This is a genomic window from Halomonas halocynthiae DSM 14573, assembly GCF_000425725.1.
Taxonomy (GTDB): Bacteria; Pseudomonadota; Gammaproteobacteria; order Pseudomonadales; family Halomonadaceae; genus Halomonas; species Halomonas halocynthiae.
Genome location: NZ_KE384440.1, coordinates 544,885 through 563,168 on the forward strand (window position 1 = coordinate 544,885; position 18,284 = coordinate 563,168).

Sequence of the window (18,284 nt, forward strand, 5' to 3'; positions counted from 1 at the left end):
ACGGCTTGTTGGCGCTGGGCAAAGCGATGACTTTGCACTGCGGCTTGCCGATAATGGCTGTGATAGACTATCGCGCCGTGAGATATTGCGCGATGTGTTGCACGCGCTTTACTGATGCAACAGGATCCGAAGCTGGAAAATGCCCGCGAAGACGCCGACACCGATGACGCTGCTAGCCCTAGGAATAAACCATCGTACCGCCACTGTAGAAGTGCGCGAACAAGTTGCTTTTACGCCGTCAGGTGTAAAGGAAGCGCTGGCGCAGCTGTGTGATTTGCCCAGCGTTTATGATGCTGCCTTGGTGTCTACCTGCAACCGCACCGAACTTTATTGCGTGACGGCGGCGGAAGGAGAGCGCGAGATCCTTGAGTGGATGGGACGCTATCATGAGCTTGATGCTGATGAGTTAGCGCGTTGTGCCTATCACTTTTGGGATGATGAAGCGGCTCGTCACTTGATGAGAGTGGCCGTGGGCCTTGACTCCATGGTACTTGGCGAGCCGCAGATTCTTGGTCAGCTTAAAGAGGCTTATCAAGTGGCTCGCCAGGCCAAAGGCTTGAGCGGTGCCTTGGAAGGGCTTTTTCAACATACATTTGCTGTTGCCAAGCGTGTGCGTACTGAAACAGGGATTGGTCGTAACCCTGTTTCAGTGGCCTATGCCGCAGTGAGCCTGGCTAGCCGTATTTTTGATGACTTCAGTCAGGCGCGCGCCCTTTTGGTGGGGGCGGGTGAGACGATTGAGCTAGTAGCACAACACTTGCATCAGGCTGGAGTGCATCAACTGGTTGTAGCAAACCGCACTCTGGAACGTGCTAACCAAGTGGCGGGTAGCCTGGGTGGTGAGGCGATCACGCTCGATCAGATTCCTGATGCGTTGGCTCATGCTGATATTGTTATTTCCTCTACTGCAGCACCTCTACCAATTTTAGGTAAGGGCATGGTTGAGCGTGCGCTCAAAAAGCGCCGTTATCGCCCGATGTTTATGGTGGATATTGCCGTTCCTAGAGATATCGAGCCTGAAGTGGGCAAGCTCAGCGATGTTTTTCTGTATACGGTTGATGACCTTGAAGAAGTGATTGATGAAAACCGTCGTCATCGTCAAGTGGCTGCAGATCATGCGGAGTCATTGATTGAGCATGGCGTGCGTGACTGGCAGAAAGGTCAGCGTATTCGTGATGGCGGAGCACTAATTCATCGTGTTAGAGCGCGCGGTGAGGTGTTGCGTGATCAATCGCTTGATGATGCACTGGCTCGTTTGGCACGAGGCGAGGCGGCGGAAGACGTTGTGCGACGCCTCGCTAACCAGTTGACTAGTCGGATCTTGCACCAGCCTACCGTTGCCATGCGCGAGGCAGCATCTGCTCAGGATCACGTATTACTTGATGCAGCCAGTACGTTGTTGGCAACTACTGCGACCAACGTCACATCCCAACCCTCATAGGAATTCGCTGATGAAAGCCTCCTTGCGTGAGCGCCTCGACGCTTTTTGTGAACGCTTCGAAGAGCTTACTGCTCTGCTCGGTGAACAGGATGTAATTGCCGACCAGACTCGCTTTCGCGACTATACCCGCGAATATGCTGAACTTGAGCCGTTGGTTGAGGCTTGGCAGACCTATCGTGGCGTAGAGGCAGATATCGAAGCGGCTGACGCGCTGGCGAATGATAGTGATGCAGAAATGCGTGAACTGGCAGAAATGGAGCGCGTGGACGGGGCGAACCAGCTGGAATCTCTTGAGAGTACTCTGAAAAAACTGTTGGTGCCCAAAGATCCTGACGATGAAGGCAATGTCTTTCTGGAAGTGCGGGCCGGAACGGGAGGGGATGAAGCCGCGCTGTTTGCGGGTGATTTATATCGTATGTACTCACGCTATGCGGAGCAGTATGGTTGGAAGGTTGACATCGTCAGTGCCAGCCATGGCGAGCAGGGGGGGTATAAAGAAATTATCACCCGAGTGCGCGGCAACGGTGTGTATGGCCGGCTTAAATTTGAGTCGGGTGCGCATCGTGTGCAGCGGGTGCCAGCCACTGAGTCACAAGGGCGCATTCACACATCAGCCTGCACCGTGGCAGTGATGGCTGAAGCGGCCGATGTTGGTGAGGTAGATATTAACCCCGCTGATTTGCGCGTAGATACCTTTCGTTCCAGTGGTGCGGGTGGGCAGCACGTTAATACCACTGACTCAGCAATCCGTATTACTCACCTGCCCAGCGGGGTCGTGGTGGAGTGCCAAGAAGAGCGAAGCCAGCACAAGAACCGTGCTAAAGCGATGTCGTTATTGGCCTCGCGGCTTAAGCAGGCAGCGGTAGATAGTCGCCATCAACAGCAGGCTGATGAGCGGCGGTCGCTGGTTGGCTCAGGTGATCGCAGCGAGCGCATCCGTACCTATAACTTTCCCCAGGGTCGAGTCACTGACCACCGTATCAACCTGACACTCTATAAGCTCAGTGATGTGATGACCGGTGAAAGCCTAGATGACATCATCGAACCGTTGATCAATGAATACCAAGCCGATCAGCTAGCCGCGTTGCAGCAGGATGGCTGAGGTGCGTATTGACAGCCTATTAACTGCCGCAACCCAGAAACTGCAGCAAGCTGGGTCGCCCAGCTCGCGCCGTGATGCAGAGGTGTTGTTGTGCCATGTGCTGGGGGTGGGCCGCGCTTGGCTGTATACCTGGGGCGACCGCCAAGTTGATGAGTTCGTGCAAGCCCGTTTTGACGACTTGATTGTCGCGCGGGTGGCGGGTGAGCCTGTTGCGTATTTAACGGGAGAGCGTGAGTTCTGGGGATTATCTTTGGACACCTCGTCAGCTACGCTGATTCCGCGCCCGGACACTGAAACGCTGGTCGAAGTCGCGTTGGAAAAAGCGCGTGAGGTTGGCGAGGCGCCTAAGCGTTTGCTCGATTTAGGGACCGGTACCGGGGCGATTGCCTTGGCGTTTGCCAGCGAATACCCGGGCTGGCAGGTAGTCGGTGTTGATCTCAACGAAACCGCTGTCCTGTTAGCACGTAACAACGCGAAAAAGAATGCGATTGTTAATGTTGAGTTTCTTGTTAGTGATTGGTTTAGTGCTCTTGGTCGCGACTCAGCAGACAGCGGCTTTGCTTTGATTGTTTCCAATCCCCCGTATCTGGCTGATGATGATCCGCATTTGAGTGAAGGTGATGTGCGTTTTGAGCCACACAGCGCCTTAGTCGCAGCAGAGCAAGGGCTGGCTGACTTGCGCTACTTGGTGCAAGGTGCGCGTCAATATCTTGCTGGGAACGGCTGGTTGCTGCTGGAGCACGGTATGCAGCAGGGGGCGGCGGTGCGCCAAGCGCTGAGTGACGCGGGCTTTGTAGACGTGGCTAGCTATCAGGATTTAGGTTCGCGGGAGCGGGTTAGCCTGGGTCGCTGGCAGCCTTGCCCGTAAGCCATCCTACTCACAGATAGCCGTATCAAGAGGAGTCGTTACGTCTATGAATGACGATACGCTGCTGCGTTACAGTCGCCACATTTTGCTGGAGGCGGTCGGTATTGAAGGGCAGGAGCGCTTGCTGGCGGCCCGAGTACTCATTGTAGGCGCGGGTGGACTGGGTTCACCGGCGGCCATGTACTTGGCCGCGGCTGGTGTTGGGCAATTGGTGCTGGCTGATGACGATGGCGTCGAGCTTCATAACCTGCAGCGCCAGATTGCCCATGGAACGTATGATATTGATCGCCGTAAGGCGGAGTCGGCGGCAGAAACCCTAAGGTCCATCAACCCAGAAACCAGAGTAGAGGTGTTGTGCGAACGTCTTCTCGGTGAGCGCTTGGCTGAGGTGGTCGCTGGTGTTGATGCGGTGCTGGACTGCACTGACGGCTTCGCTAGTCGTTATGCCATTAATGACGCCTGTCAGCGGCAAGGTGTGGTGCTGATTTCTGGTGCTGCTATTCGTTTTTCAGGTCAACTGGCGGTATATGATCCGCGTGACCCCGAATCGCCTTGTTACGCTTGCCTGTACCCACCAGGAGACAGCGATGATGATGCTTTGAGCTGTGCAGAAAATGGCGTGATTGGTCCGTTGGTTGGCGTGGTGGGTAGCTTTCAGGCGCTAGAAGCGCTTAAGCTGATCAGCGGTGCTGGTACACCACATAAAGGGCTCTCTACCTTTGATGCCATGACGGGTTCTTGGCGGCATTTCAATGTGCCGCGAGACCCGAGTTGTCCGGTTTGTCAGTTGCGCGGGGAAGCTGTCAGCCTCTGAGCATTTTGCCTGCCTCACCATACGACCACTTGTCAGGAGCAACTCTATGACCTCTGCCCCCCCAGCGTCTTATTATCGTGACTCTATGGCAGTGGCACTTGACCCTTGCCATAGCCTGACGGGGCAAACGCGTGCCGATGTATGTGTCATCGGTGGTGGTATAACGGGCTGTTCGGCGGCGCTGCATTTGGCTGAGTGCGGTTACTCGGTGGTGCTGCTTGAAGCGAATGACATTGGTCATGGTGCTTCTGGGCGCAGCGGAGGGCAGATTCTACCGGGCTTGGGTACGGATATTTTTACCGTCGAAAAGACGCTGGGTATTGAACGTGCCCGTGAAATATGGGAAATGAGCCGCGAGGCGGTGCGTCTAACCGGTGAGCTGATAGCGCGTCACTCAATACCTTGTGAACTAGCTTGGGGGTATTTGCATGCGGCAGTTAAGCCGCGTCATGTTAAAGAACTTGCCGAGTTTCAGGAGCGCATGGCTCGGGACTATCACTACACTGCCACTCGCTTGCTGGAAGGCGCTGCGCTGCGTGAACGCGTCGTCACTGATGCGTATCCGGCGGTGTTGTCTGATGATGAAGGCGGCCATCTGCATCCGCTGAATTATACCTTGGGCCTGGCTCGGGCGGCCCAGCGTGCTGGGGTGCGTATCCACACACGCAGTGCTGTACTCAATATTCGTCGCGGCCAGCCCGCTAGAGTAGAAACGGCACTGGGCAGCGTGCAGGCAGAACATCTGATACTCGCTGGAAACGCCTACCATGCGGACGTAGCACCAGAGCTTAATGGGCGCTTGATGCGGGCGGCGAACTATATGATTGCGACTGCGCCGCTTAGCGAAGCGCAAGTTGCTCAGGTATTACCACATAACGATGCCCTGGCCGATGCTAATTTCGTACTTGATTATTATCGATTATCAGCGACACGTCGGCTGATCTACGGTGGGCAGGTTAGCTACGATGGTCGTGAGCCTCACGGGTTACAGGCACGTATGGATGCCAAAATTACCCAGCTATTTCCGGTGTTGGCTGGTATCCCAATTGAGTACCGTTGGGGAGGCGATGTCGGTATTACATTGAATCGAGCGCCAGATTTTGGGCGGATAGATAGCAATTTTTATTACGCCCAAGGCTACTCCGGCCATGGCATGGCTCTGGCCGGGTTGGCGGGTAAGCTACTGGCTGAAACGATTATGGGTCAGAGTGAGCGTTTTGATGTTTTTGCGGCTATGCCTCATCGCCGCTTTCCAGGTGGGAGCATGTTACGTAAGCCGTTATTGGTACTGGCAACCAATTTCTATAGACTGCGCGACAGGCTCTAGCTCGAAGCTTAACCGCGTCATCAGACAGATAAAGTAAGAGGCTGCTTAATGAATGAGAACGTCACCGAGGAAATCTCGGAAACATCGACCCAGCGCCCGGCCGTGGCTCTCAAGCAGGAGCAAAGTGCCAATCACGACGCATCATCTATTGAGATGCGTAGGTTACACAAACGGTTCGGGCGCGACACCGTAGCGCTGGATGGCGTTGACCTAACTATTCAAGCGGGTGAGTTTTTCACTTTGCTTGGGCCGTCAGGCTGCGGTAAAACGACATTACTGCGTATTCTGGCTGGGCTTGAAGCGCCGGATGACGGCAGTTTGGTGATTGGCGGCAAAGATATCACCGAAACACCGCCACATAAGCGCAGCGTCAATACAGTGTTTCAGTCTTATGCGTTATTCCCACATCTTTCCGTGCGCGATAACTTAGCTTTTGGCCTAAAAATGCGTGGCGTACCGGCCGAGCAGCGTCTTCAGAAAGTGGCTGAGATTGCTCAGTTTATCAAACTGGGGCAGCTGGTTGAGCGGCGCGTGGACCAATTGTCTGGCGGGCAGCGCCAACGTATTGCTCTGGCGCGAGCGCTAATTTGTGAGCCTGCGGTGCTGTTGCTTGATGAGCCGCTTTCTGCGTTGGATGCGGGCCTGCGAAGCCAGCTTCAGGTTGAGCTTAAGCGTGTGCAGAAACGCCTTGGCATGACGTTTGTTTTTGTGACGCATGATCAAGACGAAGCCATGGTGATGTCAGATCGCATTGCCGTGCTCGACGGGGGAAATATTCAGCAGGTTGGCACCCCGGCCGAAGTCTATGAGCGCCCAGCTACCGCTTTTGTGGCACGTTTTATGGGCCATGAAAACCTGTATGCCATTACCGCTAGCCAAGACAACTGGGTAGAAACGTCGCTAGGTCGTTTACTACTGGCACCCTCAGAGCAGACCAGTGCTCAGGAAGGTTGGTTGCTGATTCGCCCCGAGACGCTTGAGTTAGGTCAGGACCAACCCGAGGGGTATAACTGCTTGCAAGGTGTGGTGAAGGAGCGGTTATATCGCGGCAGCCGAATTGAATACCGGCTGACAGTGGGGGACATTACCCTGATGGCGGTGGCCAGTAATCTTGGCCAGCGGATACATCACGTTGGTGATCAAGTCACCATAGGTGTGTGCCCTGAAGACCTAGTGCGTGTCGCATTCTGAGGAGGTTGGTATGGCTACAACGTCCCGTTTACGGCGTCGTTATTCCAGTATTAGGGAAGCCCGGCACTTGCTGCTTACTGTCGCGCCCGGTGCGGCTTGGATCATGGTATTTCTGGTGTTGCCCAGCCTGTATTTGATGGCAGTAGCCTTCATGACTAACGGCCCATATGGTTTGCCACAAATGCCGTTGTCACTGGAGTCGTTCAAACGGCTGGCGGGTTTTGGTTTTCTGGGGTGGAGTCCCGGTAACCTGTACACTCTGCTGCGCTCTTTGTGGCAAACCATTATTGCGACTGGACTAGTCGTGATCGTTGCTTATCCCATTGCGTACTACATCACAACGTGTCGTGCGAAGTGGCGGCCGATCATGCTGTTGTTAGTGGTTGTGCCATCCTGGACCAACCAGGTTATCCGAACTTTCGGTTGGATGAACCTGCTGGCACCGGGTACGCCGTTATCTTCGTTTGCCGAAAGCCTGGGCTTTATTGCGCCGAATATGGGGCTTTACCCGTCCTCGTTCGCGGTCACGCTAGGGCTGATTTATAACTTCCTGCCGTTCATGGTGCTGCCGCTGTATGCGGCTTTTGAAAAGCTTGACCTTGCACAGGTTGAAGCCGCTCAGGATTTGTACGCGACGCCGGTACGCGCCTTTTGGTATGCAGTATTCCCTCAAACACTGGCTGGCCTGCTGGCTGGGGTGGTGTTAGTGGCAATTCCTGCTTTTGGCATGTATGTCATCCCTGAGTTGCTGGGTGGTGGAAAGTCGCTGATGTTGGGTAATTTAGTGGCGAATCAGTTCTCTGGAGGTGCTAATTGGCCGCTAGGGGCGGCAGGCGCAATCCTGATGTTGCTGGCGACGTTTATCGGGCTGTTTGCTATGCGACGTATCGGCAAGCGGTTAGGTGGCGGTGAGCAGGTGGTAATATGAGAAAACGGACTCTACACCGAACGCTAAGAGGTTTCTGGTGGTTAACGCTGCTTTTCTTATATTTGCCGCTGGCTGTGGTGGTGCTGTTTTCTTTTAACGCCTCTAACAGTGCTGCCAGCTTTACCGGCGTGTCGTTGCGCTGGTATCGCCGCTTATTGAGTAATGATGTGATACTTTCGGCGTTTTCTAACAGCATGGTGTTGGCTGTTGTGTCATCAGTAATTGCGCTGGTGATTGGCTGTTTGATTGGCTATGGAATGTACCGGCATCGTCACCGCAAGCTGGGCTGGCTGATTGTGTTGATCTATCTGCCGATCGTCTTGCCGGATATTGTGTTTGGCATTTCAGAAATGGCGTTTTTCGTTCAAGTTAACCGCCTCACGGGGCTGTTTCAGCCGGGTCTTGGTACGATGGTGATTGCTCATGTCACTTTCCAGATTCCCTTCGTGGCGCTGATTGTTTACTCTCGCTTTGTGGGATTAGACCCAACGTTGTTCGAAGCAGCCACAGACCTTTACGCTACGCCAGCCAAGCGAGTGCTGCACTTTATGTTACCGACTTTGAAGCCAGCACTTATTTCGGCTTTCTTTCTGTCGTTCACCTTATCGGTGGATGATTTTGTCATCAGTTTCTTCACCTCAGGACCAGAAAGTGCCACGCTGCCGATCTATATTTGGAGTGCAATTAAAAAAGGCGTATCGCCTGAAATCAATGCCATTGCCTCGCTGATGATTGGTGCCGTCGCCATCGCCGCTGTTTTCAGTATGCTAGTCAACCGTCGGCAGACCTGATATTTATCTTATTATTCCCGTACCCCACAGGGGCGAAGGAGAACCTTATGACAATCAATAAAGCCCGACTCGCTGTTGCCCTGAGTAGCCTGATGCTTGCTGGCACGGTTCAGGCCAAGGAAAAGCTGTACCTATTCAACTGGACCGAATACATGGACCCCGAGATTATCTCGGCGTTTGAAGATAAATACGACGTTGACGTGGTGCAGAATTACTTCAACTCTAACGGTGAAATGTTTGCCAAGCTCAACAGTGGTGGCGCGTCTCAGTACGACATCATTGTGCCGTCGCATTATTTTGTGCCGCGCCTTATTGATACTGGGCTGGTACAGGCGCTGAACGTTGAGCAGCTGGACAACATTGATAATGTAATGGAACAGTTCCGTGACCCAGCCTATGATCCTGGTGCGCGCTACTCGGTGCCGTATCAGTGGGGCACTACGGGCATTGTGTATAACACTGAAACGTTTCCAGAAGCGCCTAGCAGTTGGTCATTAGTGTTTGATCCCGACGTTAACGCCGGATACCCGTTTTCGGTGGTTACCGATGGCCAGGTCAACCTAGGTTCAGCCTGTGCTTATCTAGGCAAAGGCTTTGACTGCACTGAGGTAGACGACTGGAAGGAAGCCGCACGTTTGCTGATTGAGACGAAGGGGCGTAAGAACTTTTCGGGCTTTACTGATGGCACCCCCACGTTGCAGCAGTTGGCACGGGGTGTAGCGCATGTGGGAATGAGTTTTAATGGTGACTACCTGCACTTCAAGGAAGAAAGCCCTGAGGCCTTCAGAAATCTGGCGTTCATGATTCCTGAGGAAGGTGCAGAAATGTGGGTGGACTCGATGATGATTCCTGTTGATGCACCCCATCCTGAGCTAGCACATAAGTTCATTAACTTTTTACTTGATGCAGAAGTTGGTGCTCAGCTTTCCAATTACAATTATTACAGCAGCCCGAACGAAGCGGCCGAGCCTTACCTCGATCACGTGTTGACGATTCCTCCCGTTAAGCCCACCGATGAAGAAATGAGTGTGTTGCGTTTTACTCCAAGTCTTGCGGGTGAGAAGTTGCAGGTATTTCAGCAGCTCTGGTCAGAGGTGCAGTCGCGGTGAGGTGTAGACAATGAATAACCGCCAGACGCATAGCGCTTTTACCGACTGGTTTCAGCAGCGGGGTATTACCGAAGTGGAGTGCCTGGTCTCAGACCTGACCGGTATTCTTAAAGGTAAGATCATGCCTGCTGCGAAGTATTTGAATGGTGGCCGGCCACGTTTGCCTGACTCCATCTTTATCCAGACTGTCACGGGAGGTTATCCCGACGATGACGATATTCAGTTCTGGAATCCTGCCGAGCGAGATATGGTGCTGGTGCCTGATACCAACGCCATTTTTCTGGTGCCCTGGGCGGAAGACCATACCGCGCAAATCATACATGACTGTTTCTACCTGACCGGCGAGCCTGTTGAGCTAGCCCCGCGTTACGTACTTAAGCGTATTTTAGCGCTGTATGAAGCACGCGGCTGGAAGCCGGTGGTTGCACCAGAGGTAGAGTTTTATCTGGTCAAGACTAATACGGATCCAGACTACCCGCTAGAGCCACCGATTGGTCGTACAGGTCGGCAAGAGAGCAGTCGTCAGTCATTTTCTATTGACGCAGTTAATGAGTTCGATCCGCTATTCGAAGATATGTATGACTACTGTGACGCCATGCACCTTGATCTGGACACCCTGATTCACGAAGAGGGGGCAGGGCAGATGGAGGTTAACTTTCAGCATGGCGACCCGCTGGCTTTGGCTGACCAGGTGGTGATGTTTAAACGTACCTTGCGCGAAACCGCCTTGCGTCACGGTATGTACGCTACCTTTATGTCTAAGCCCATGGCTAACCAACCAGGCAGTTCGATGCATCTTCATCAGAGCCTGCTGAATAGCGAAGGCCATAACTTATTTAGCGATGAGAAAGGTGAGCCTAGCCAGCAATTTTTGCACTTCATTGGCGGGCTGCAACACTACTTGCCTTCTGCGATGCCGTTGATGGCGCCCAATATCAACTCTTATCGACGTTTTGTGCGTACAGATACCAGTGGTTCGGCTCCGATCAACGTAGAGTGGGGAGTGGATAACCGGACAGTTGGGTTGCGGGTGCCAGTGTCAGCACCTCAGTCCATGCGCGTGGAAAACCGTCTTGGCGGTGCGGATGCCAACCCTTATTTGGTGATGGCGGCATCGCTGGCCTGCGGCTATCTGGGCATGATTGATGAGCTAGAGGCTCGGCCTGCTACCATTGGCCCTGCCTGGGCTGACGGTAGTAAACTGCCTCGAGATATCGGCGGAGCACTAGATAAAATGAAAGACTGCCAGCCGCTGGCTGATATTCTGGGTGAGCGTTTTACCCATAGTTATCTGGCTGTTAAGCGTGCTGAGCACCGAGAGTACTTTCAAGTTATCAGCTCTTGGGAGCGCGAACACCTGCTATTGCGGGTGTGATATATGCCTTCCCTACCAGTAAACTATTCACGGCAGTTGTTAGGTGGTGGCAACTGCTGTGGATAGGACGGCGAGTTGTGTGGTATCGGAATTTTGTTGCAAGTTGCAAAGGAGTGACCCATTAATGGGCCCCGTAATTTTAGTTGTTTTCATCTTGTGCGCAATTTACGTGCAGAATCGCGGCAAGCGTCAACATAAAAAGCTGTCGCGTAAACTCACAGACCACTCGAATTTTTTAGCTCCGATAAATTGTATGTTTTATGCATTTTCTGGTGTGAGTAATAAACCTTATATTGAAACTGAGCGATTTCCCCAGCTTGGAGTATTTAAAGATGCTTGGGAAGAAATTCGTGATGAGGCAGTTAATCTCAATTCAAAAACGCAAATAAAAGCCTCTAGCGACATGGATGATCTAGCGTTCAACTCGTTTTTTAAAACCGGTTGGAAGCGTTTTTATCTAAAATGGTACGGCGCTAGCCTACCTTCTGCGAACTTGCTTTGTCCGCGCACGGTCGAGTTGATCAATAGCGTGCCGGAAGTGAAAGGAGCTATGTTCGCCATGCTGCCGCCAGGTGCCAAACTGGTGAAGCACCGTGATCCATATGCAGGTTCGTTGCGCTACCATTTGGGGCTGGTAACCCCTAATTCGGATGACTGTTATATTGATGTGGATGGCGAGGTGTATTCATGGCGTGATGGCGATGCCGTAATATTTGATGAAACGTACTTGCACTATGCAGAAAATAATACAGAGCACAACCGTATTATTCTTTTTCTCGATATTAAGCGGCCTGTTAATTTTGCGCCTGTTGACTGGTTTAATCAGGGGTTCTCTCGTGTGCTTTTAGCAGCCTCGGCGACTAAAAATAGCGATGGAGACAACGTTGGTGTACTCAACCGAATGTTTGGTGGAATACAGAAAATTCGTTTTCTTGGGAAAAAATTAAAGCGCTTTAGTCGTACTCTTTACTATGGTGTGCAATATTTAATGTATGCTCTGATTATTTATTGGATATTTTTTTAAGGTGCCTCAAGCCTAGGTAGTGCTGAACGCTGGTGTTGATCGGTAGCAGCGCAAACGGGCACACAACAATACGACAGCAACCGATGCCAGGAGAAAAATAATGCTTAAGAAACGACTCGCGGGAAGCTTGGGGGCAAGCTTGCTGGCACTGACACTGAGTGCCGAGGCTGCTGACAACAAACTGTATCTGTTCAATTGGACAGAATACATGCCGCCAGAGGTTATTGCGGCGTTCGAACAAGAGTTTGATGCCAAAGTGGTGCAGAACTACTTCACGTCTAACGCGGAGATGTTTTCCAAGCTTTCCGCTGGTGGCGATGCTCAGTACGACGTTGTTGTGCCCACAGATTATTTTGTGCCGCGCTTGATTCAGGCAGGGCTGATTCAGCCGCTGGATGCTGAGCGCATTAGTGGCCGTGATCATTTGATGGAAGTTTTTCGCTCGCCAAGCTATGACCCCGACGAACAGTACAGTATTCCCTATTTATGGGGTGTGACAGGCGTCGTGTATGACACCAATACGTTCCCTGATATTGCGTCGTCATGGTCGGCAATATTTGATCCTGACGTTAATTCAAGCCAGCCTTTTGCACTGCTCGGAGGCGACCCTCAAGTCGCTATGGGAATGGCCTGCGCTTACCAAGGCAATGGCTTTGACTGTGTTGGCGAAAAGCCTTGGGTTGAGGCCGCAGGGCTGATGAGCCAGACGCTGAAGCGCAAAAATTTCACTGGTTTTACAGACAGCACCGCCGCGATTGAACAAGTCGCACGTGGCGTTAATCGAATTGCCGTCACTTATAGCGGGGATTTAGACTATCGTAAGCAGGATGCGCCAGAAACCTATGGTCATTTGGCATTCTATGTGCCTCAAGAAGGCTCCCAGCTGGGTGTAGATACCATGGTCATTCCAGCGCGAGCGCCAAATCCCGAGCTTGCCAATGAGTTTCTTAACTTTATGATGCGCCCTGAAATTGCTGCTCAGGCGGCTAACTATGCGTTTTACCGTACTCCCAATGAAGCAGCGCTGGAGCAAGTCTTACCATCGCTTCGAGATGTGTCAAGGCTTAAAGCGACGGATCGTGACTTGTTGGTTACCACTCCGGTGATCGAAGGCAGTAACCTGCAGTTGTTGCAGCAAATTTGGAATGAGGTGCGTAGCCGTTGAGGTGTAATAATTGGCAGATAGGAGGAAACTGCCAATAACCGAAGTCAGATTGAGTAGCGCATTACACGCAAGGCTTCATGACGGTGCTTTTTCCGGCCGGCATGAAGTTTTTTTATTGTTTTTATGATAGTCAGGCATGTTAATATTAATTACTGTTAATTAATGGCTGGCCATGTGTCCAGATCTGCCTGATTGGTATGTTGTATGACAGAGAGTAAGCGAATCTTGGTAGTTGAAGGTGTAGAGGCAGAGCGTACTCTTCTCTCTAGCTACTTACAGCAACAAGGCCATCGGGTTTTTCTGGCAAAAGACGGCCGTGATGGCATAAATAAGGCAAGGCTAATTAAGCCTGATTTGGTCTTGATGAGTCTCATGATTCCAGAGATTGATGGCTACGCTGCTTGTAAAATTTTGACGGAAGATGCAGAGACCCAGGGTGTACCGGTTGTATTGCTGTCGTCTCACACATCCACTGAAAAAAAAGTGAGAGGGCTGCAAGCTGGTGCTATTGATTATATAAGCAAGCCATTTGATTTTGATGAGCTGAGGCTTCGGTTATCTATTTACCTGAATAGGTATTCAAAAACCTCAGCGCCTCACAAGCCTTTGCCTGAAAAGAAATCAAATGGCGGTGAGGGGAGCGAGTTTAAAAATGAAAAATGCGATGATGAATCTTTAGATGGCTATTGCGATAAACCGAAAGATAATATTGATACTCTTTTATTTTATAGTGCCAGGGTTATACTATTGAAAGACTTATCCGTTTCACCCGGGCTGGCACAATTGGCCCGAATGGTGGGAACCAGTAGTAAGAAGCTGAACGGGGCATTTAAAAATTATATTGGCATGACTGTTTTCGAATACTTGCGTGAAGAGCGCATGAAAGAAGCCGCTAAGCTATTGCGTAATACGGGATGCTCCGTTAGTGATGTTGGTGAGCGGGTGGGCTTTAGCAGTGGTGCTAATTTCTCTACTGCATTCACTAAGCGGTTCGGTATTCCGCCAGCAAAATACCGATCAGAACATGTATATCTCTAGCTTCGTCTGAGATATTTCAGGAAGCATGTAATGTGTTTAAAAAACCTTGAAGATTATTTCTTTTCTTTTTTATTATCTTGAGTACTGTGTTTCACGTTCAGGCGTCAAGCACCTGAGAAGGTGTTGGCCGCGTTTCCTGCTGACGCTGATATTGTAAAGTCTATAAAATTATATTCTTTAAATCTAATTCTTATTAAACAGAACCTGATTTTTGCTGCACTGTGATTTGGCAGACTTAGCGACCTGACGAATGGTGTTAGCAGGTAAGCCACTCAGCCACTCAGCTCAACCCAGCTTGAGGTTGTGTAAACTGGTACAGTAAGGCTGTTTTGATGCAACGGGTCACATCATCAATAAGAATGTAACGGCATTTGCTCACCGCCTGTGCTTCTTCTATGCGTGCTTGTTGTGCGCGTCTGAGCCTGAATCTCTATTTCAGACCCTCTATTTCAAGCCGGTGCAGAAAGGAAGAGTGCTTCCCTTTCATGCACAAGGCCTTCTGCTTTGGTCGAATATTTTGTGCCCGCAATCAAAGAAATTGATTCGCTAGCAAATAGATTTACAGTTTCTTCATATTCATACTATCGCGGCTGAAAATGATGAAAGCTTAACTGTGCTAAAGCCTTTCGCTAGTTCCATGGCGATGCTTCTGCAGCGGTGAGCGCTGCTCAGAATATAAAGGTGATCAAGCTATGATCTTTCTGCTGGTTGGTTTTCGAACGGTGTTTTTATAACTATTTATTTTTAACACGATATGGCTAGAAGCTTTTTGAAAGCTTGTTGGCTGTTTTTATATTGAATTTATCCATACGGAAAGTTCTGGGGCTTATTTCGCTCTAGGGGCTTCCTGTATCTATGATTTTGCATAACCAATAGGTAATTAACTTATGAACCTCATCTTCCGCACTGTTTGGAACCGCACCCTGGGTCGGCTGGTCGTTGCGTCCGAAGCTGCTCGCTCTAGAAGTAAGTCAAGTGCCCAGCGAGTTCAAGGTGTGTCTGTGTCGTCAGTCAAGGTCTTGTCTGTAGGCGCCTTGCGTCCACTGGCGCTAGCCGTTGGTTTGACAGGTGCAGGAATGATGAGTTCCGTTGCCGTTGCTCAAGATGCAAGGTATGAAAGGCTGGAAGTTACTGGCACCGCAATTATTAGCTCGTTGCAGTTAAATGGCGTTGATGTTGCAACCTCTATTAGCAGGTTACAAAGCGATTCCAGTGCTAATACGAGAAATATTAGCTTGTTAGATCGTCGGGTTGGAACTGCTGAGAACGGTATTGCTAAGACCAATCAGGCGGTTACTGATAACACAAAATCCATTACTGAGAATAAGCAAGCTGCAGAGAAGGCCATTGCCGGTGTAGATCGTCGTGTTACAACGAACACGCATAATATAGAAAAAATCAACACCTCTCTGAACGACCTGGGTGTTGATGAAACTCGGCCTGGCATTAACTACTTTCGCGCTAACTCACAGGCCGAGGACGCCCAGGCTCTTGGTGGCGAATCGGTGGCTATTGGCCCGGAGGCCATAGCCGTAGGCGAGAGCAGCTTAGCGGTTGGTGAGGGTGCCAGCACGACAGGAATGGCTGCAGATGCAGTCGCCCTGGGAAAAGGTGCTAAGGCGGGTGATGAGCTGTTGGGTGGCGCTGGTGCAGTAGCCCTTGGGCGCAATAGTTTAGCCGGCCGCAATAGCGCCACAGCCCTTGGAGACGCGGCCCAAGCAACGGGCGACAACGCGACTGCCTTGGGTGTTGGTGCTAAGGCCTCAGGAGCTAACTCTGTTGCCGTGGGTTCTAGTGCACAATCAACAGGTGCGGCTGGGGTTGCGGTCGGCCGTGGTGCCGTGGCGGCGGCCAAAAATAATATTTCGATTGGCGAAGAGGCTGGTAAAGGTACAGATCCTGTCATTGATGGTGATCAGGTAAATAATATCGCTATCGGTGCCAAGGCTGGGCAAGAGGTTGTCGGCCAGCGTAACGTGGCAATGGGAAGTGGTGCCGGCAATGAGGCTAAAGGTAATGATAATGTTGCCTTTGGCTCTGCGGCCGGTAATGGTTTGACCGGTGACAGCAATATCAGCATTGGTGTCAATGCAAACACCGATGACGGAGACCGAAATCGCGCTGTTGGTATTGGCAAGAATACAGTAGCAGGTACGGATGGCGTGGCTATTGGGTCTAGGGCTAACGCGGAGGATGGTGGTTTAGCGTTGGGCCTGGATGCGAAAGCGAGAGGAGCTGGTATCGCTCTGGGGCAGAATGCTTCAGCAGGAGCCGGCCATGTCGCCTTAGGTTCGGGCTCGAAGGCAACTCGGAGTGATGTTAATGGTTTAGGTTATTTGACAGGAAGGAACTTTTCTGGAAGCGCTATTTCTGTGGGCGATAAAACAACAGGCCAGACACGACGTATTGTTAATGTGGAGGATGGTGCGCAGGACACCGATGCAGTGAATGTGCGCCAATTGAAGTATGCCGTTAATAACGTCGACCTGCTGGACCCTAATTTCGCCGGAGGGGTGATAAAGAATCTTCAGGATCAAATTAATAAGAAGTTATTAACTTATGTCAGTATTGAAGATGGTGGTGAAAGCGAGAGTAATAGGGCCAACGATGGAGCAAAAGGTGCAAGATCAATGGCCATTGGGCCAAATGCCTCTACTGCTGCTGGAGCCTCTGACTCGACCGCTATTGGCTCTGACGTTTCGGTAGCAGGTGCTTCTTCGGTAACCTTGGGCCACGATGTTAGGACATTAGCCGCTAACACGGTTGCTATCGGTAGCGGACAAACGGAAGCGCGCGACACTAATGCTGTGGCGATTGGCGCGAAGGTAACAAGCCGTGGTGAGAACTCCGTTGTTATTGGTACTCGCTCGGCATCAGATGACCAAAATGGTTCTAATGTAGCAAACTCGATAGTCATTGGTACTGATTCACACTCGACAGCGAGAGAAGGGATTGTTATCGGCAGAGACTCCTTGGTGAATGCCGAAAGGGGTGTGGCTCAAGGTGATAATGCTGAAGCAACGGCAATTGACGCCATGGCGTTTGGTAGCGGCTCTCGGGCGAGCGGTGTCAGTGCCCAAGCCAGCGGTAAGAACACCAGGGCCAGCGGTAACAACTCCATCGCTAGCGGTACTAATGCGATAGGCTATGCCTCTGATGGTGTTGCGATAGGCTCTAGCGCAGTTTCTGGCTTCGAGGTCAGAGACCCATTACGGAGTAAGTTTAATGCGAATACCGTCGCTATCGGTAATGGCGCTCAGGCTACCTATCTTGATGCCCTTGCAATGGGCAGTTCAGCTCAAGCCAGTAATCAAGATGCGACAGCAATTGGTCGTCAGTCTGTTGCTAACGGTCAGGATGCCAGTGCTTTCGGTCGTGAGGCCAGTGCAACGGCGCAGGATGCGATGGCGATTGGGCGTGGGGCAAAGTCTAGTGCGAAGGATGCCAGTGCTTTCGGTCGTGAGGCGCGTGCAACGGCGCAGGATGCTATGGCGATTGGCCAGAGATCAGTAGCTAGCGCGAAGGATGCCAGCGCTTTTGGTCGTGAGGCCAGTGCAACGGCGCAAGGTGCAATAGCGCTTGGCCAAGGCGCAAAGGCACAGACTAGCAACGGCGATATCGCCCTAGGGGCAGGCTCTGTAACGACTAATGTTGTTAACACGCCGAATGCAATGGTTGACAAAAACACCTATCACTATGCAGGCGCTAATGCGACCAGCACGATGAGTGTGGGCACACAAGGCAACGAGCGGACTATTACCAATGTCGCTGCCGGCCGAGTCAGCGCTAGCAGTACTGATGCTATCAACGGTAGCCAGTTGCATGGTACTAACTTGGCGCTTAATGCCCTAGCAGATAACTTGGATACTGCCGGTGGCTCTGTAGCCAATGTGCTAGGTGGTAATGCAACCTACGACGCAGGTACCCACCAAGTCACGATGACCGATGTTGGTGGAACGGGTAAAGATACAGTCGATGAGGCTATTAAATATGCGGCTCAAGGCTGGAATCTGACCACTGACGGTGGTGCCGTTAGTGAGAACATCGCACCGGGTGAGTCTGCTGACTTTAATGGTGGCAAGAATATCGCTGTCACTCAGTCGGGCAATCA

Annotated in this window: 14 protein-coding genes; all 14 read left to right on the plus strand. The window is 51.6% G+C overall.

What is annotated here, in order from left to right:
• Nucleotides 1-163 precede the first annotated feature (163 nt).
• Nucleotides 164-1,441: a glutamyl-tRNA reductase gene (hemA, locus tag H616_RS0111780; RefSeq protein ID WP_027967545.1), complete on the plus strand. Its 1,278-nt coding sequence runs from the start codon at nucleotides 164-166 to the stop codon at nucleotides 1,439-1,441.
• Nucleotides 1,442-1,451: 10 nt separating this feature from the next.
• A complete protein-coding gene (gene prfA, locus H616_RS0111785; protein ID WP_027967546.1) occupies nucleotides 1,452-2,543 on the plus strand; it encodes a peptide chain release factor 1 in 1,092 nt (363 codons plus the stop codon).
• A 1-nt stretch (nucleotide 2,544) separates the two neighbouring features.
• Nucleotides 2,545-3,411, plus strand: a complete 867-nt coding sequence (prmC, locus tag H616_RS0111790; protein WP_027967547.1) for a peptide chain release factor N(5)-glutamine methyltransferase — start codon at nucleotides 2,545-2,547, stop codon at nucleotides 3,409-3,411.
• Nucleotides 3,412-3,457: 46 nt separating this feature from the next.
• Nucleotides 3,458-4,225: a HesA/MoeB/ThiF family protein gene (locus tag H616_RS0111795; RefSeq protein ID WP_027967548.1), complete on the plus strand. Its 768-nt coding sequence runs from the start codon at nucleotides 3,458-3,460 to the stop codon at nucleotides 4,223-4,225.
• A gap of 46 nt (nucleotides 4,226-4,271) precedes the next feature.
• Nucleotides 4,272-5,552: an NAD(P)/FAD-dependent oxidoreductase gene (locus H616_RS0111800; protein ID WP_027967549.1), complete on the plus strand. Its 1,281-nt coding sequence runs from the start codon at nucleotides 4,272-4,274 to the stop codon at nucleotides 5,550-5,552.
• Between the two features lie 48 nt (nucleotides 5,553-5,600).
• Nucleotides 5,601-6,743 carry an ABC transporter ATP-binding protein gene (locus H616_RS0111805; RefSeq protein WP_027967550.1) on the plus strand — a complete coding sequence of 381 codons (1,143 nt, stop codon included), beginning with the start codon at nucleotides 5,601-5,603 and terminating at the stop codon, nucleotides 6,741-6,743.
• A 10-nt stretch (nucleotides 6,744-6,753) separates the two neighbouring features.
• Nucleotides 6,754-7,671, plus strand: a complete 918-nt coding sequence (locus tag H616_RS0111810; protein ID WP_027967551.1) for an ABC transporter permease — start codon at nucleotides 6,754-6,756, stop codon at nucleotides 7,669-7,671.
• Nucleotides 7,668-8,462: an ABC transporter permease gene (locus H616_RS0111815; protein ID WP_027967552.1), complete on the plus strand. Its 795-nt coding sequence runs from the start codon at nucleotides 7,668-7,670 to the stop codon at nucleotides 8,460-8,462. The genes H616_RS0111810 and H616_RS0111815 overlap by 4 nt, the downstream gene beginning before the upstream one ends.
• A gap of 47 nt (nucleotides 8,463-8,509) precedes the next feature.
• The gene (locus H616_RS0111820; protein WP_027967553.1) at nucleotides 8,510-9,571 is read left to right on the plus strand and encodes an ABC transporter substrate-binding protein; all 1,062 of its coding nucleotides are present in this window, start codon (nucleotides 8,510-8,512) and stop codon (nucleotides 9,569-9,571) included.
• A 10-nt stretch (nucleotides 9,572-9,581) separates the two neighbouring features.
• A complete protein-coding gene (locus H616_RS0111825; protein ID WP_027967554.1) occupies nucleotides 9,582-10,946 on the plus strand; it encodes a glutamine synthetase family protein in 1,365 nt (454 codons plus the stop codon).
• Between the two features lie 124 nt (nucleotides 10,947-11,070).
• Nucleotides 11,071-11,970, plus strand: a complete 900-nt coding sequence (locus tag H616_RS0111830) for an aspartyl/asparaginyl beta-hydroxylase domain-containing protein (RefSeq protein WP_027967555.1) — start codon at nucleotides 11,071-11,073, stop codon at nucleotides 11,968-11,970.
• 100 nt (nucleotides 11,971-12,070) lie between these two features.
• Nucleotides 12,071-13,135, plus strand: coding sequence for a polyamine ABC transporter substrate-binding protein (locus tag H616_RS0111835; RefSeq protein WP_027967556.1), 1,065 nt, complete (start codon nucleotides 12,071-12,073; stop codon nucleotides 13,133-13,135).
• A gap of 204 nt (nucleotides 13,136-13,339) precedes the next feature.
• On the plus strand, nucleotides 13,340-14,173 hold the full coding sequence (locus H616_RS0111840; RefSeq protein ID WP_051234258.1) for a response regulator transcription factor: 834 nt from the start codon (nucleotides 13,340-13,342) through the stop codon (nucleotides 14,171-14,173).
• 887 nt (nucleotides 14,174-15,060) lie between these two features.
• On the plus strand, nucleotides 15,061-18,284 hold a 3,224-nt coding region (locus tag H616_RS0111845), incomplete at its 3' end, for an ESPR-type extended signal peptide-containing protein (protein WP_027967558.1).

Coding starts and splice junctions, on each gene's coding strand:
- hemA (WP_027967545.1), top strand. CDS start 164: ATGACGCTGCTAGCCCTAGGAATAAACCATCGTACCGCCACTGTAGAA.
- prfA (WP_027967546.1), top strand. CDS start 1,452: ATGAAAGCCTCCTTGCGTGAGCGCCTCGACGCTTTTTGTGAACGCTTC.
- H616_RS0111795 (WP_027967548.1), top strand. CDS start 3,458: ATGAATGACGATACGCTGCTGCGTTACAGTCGCCACATTTTGCTGGAG.
- H616_RS0111800 (WP_027967549.1), top strand. CDS start 4,272: ATGACCTCTGCCCCCCCAGCGTCTTATTATCGTGACTCTATGGCAGTG.
- H616_RS0111805 (WP_027967550.1), top strand. CDS start 5,601: ATGAATGAGAACGTCACCGAGGAAATCTCGGAAACATCGACCCAGCGC.
- H616_RS0111810 (WP_027967551.1), top strand. CDS start 6,754: ATGGCTACAACGTCCCGTTTACGGCGTCGTTATTCCAGTATTAGGGAA.
- H616_RS0111815 (WP_027967552.1), top strand. CDS start 7,668: ATGAGAAAACGGACTCTACACCGAACGCTAAGAGGTTTCTGGTGGTTA.
- H616_RS0111820 (WP_027967553.1), top strand. CDS start 8,510: ATGACAATCAATAAAGCCCGACTCGCTGTTGCCCTGAGTAGCCTGATG.
- H616_RS0111825 (WP_027967554.1), top strand. CDS start 9,582: ATGAATAACCGCCAGACGCATAGCGCTTTTACCGACTGGTTTCAGCAG.
- H616_RS0111830 (WP_027967555.1), top strand. CDS start 11,071: ATGGGCCCCGTAATTTTAGTTGTTTTCATCTTGTGCGCAATTTACGTG.
- H616_RS0111835 (WP_027967556.1), top strand. CDS start 12,071: ATGCTTAAGAAACGACTCGCGGGAAGCTTGGGGGCAAGCTTGCTGGCA.
- H616_RS0111840 (WP_051234258.1), top strand. CDS start 13,340: ATGACAGAGAGTAAGCGAATCTTGGTAGTTGAAGGTGTAGAGGCAGAG.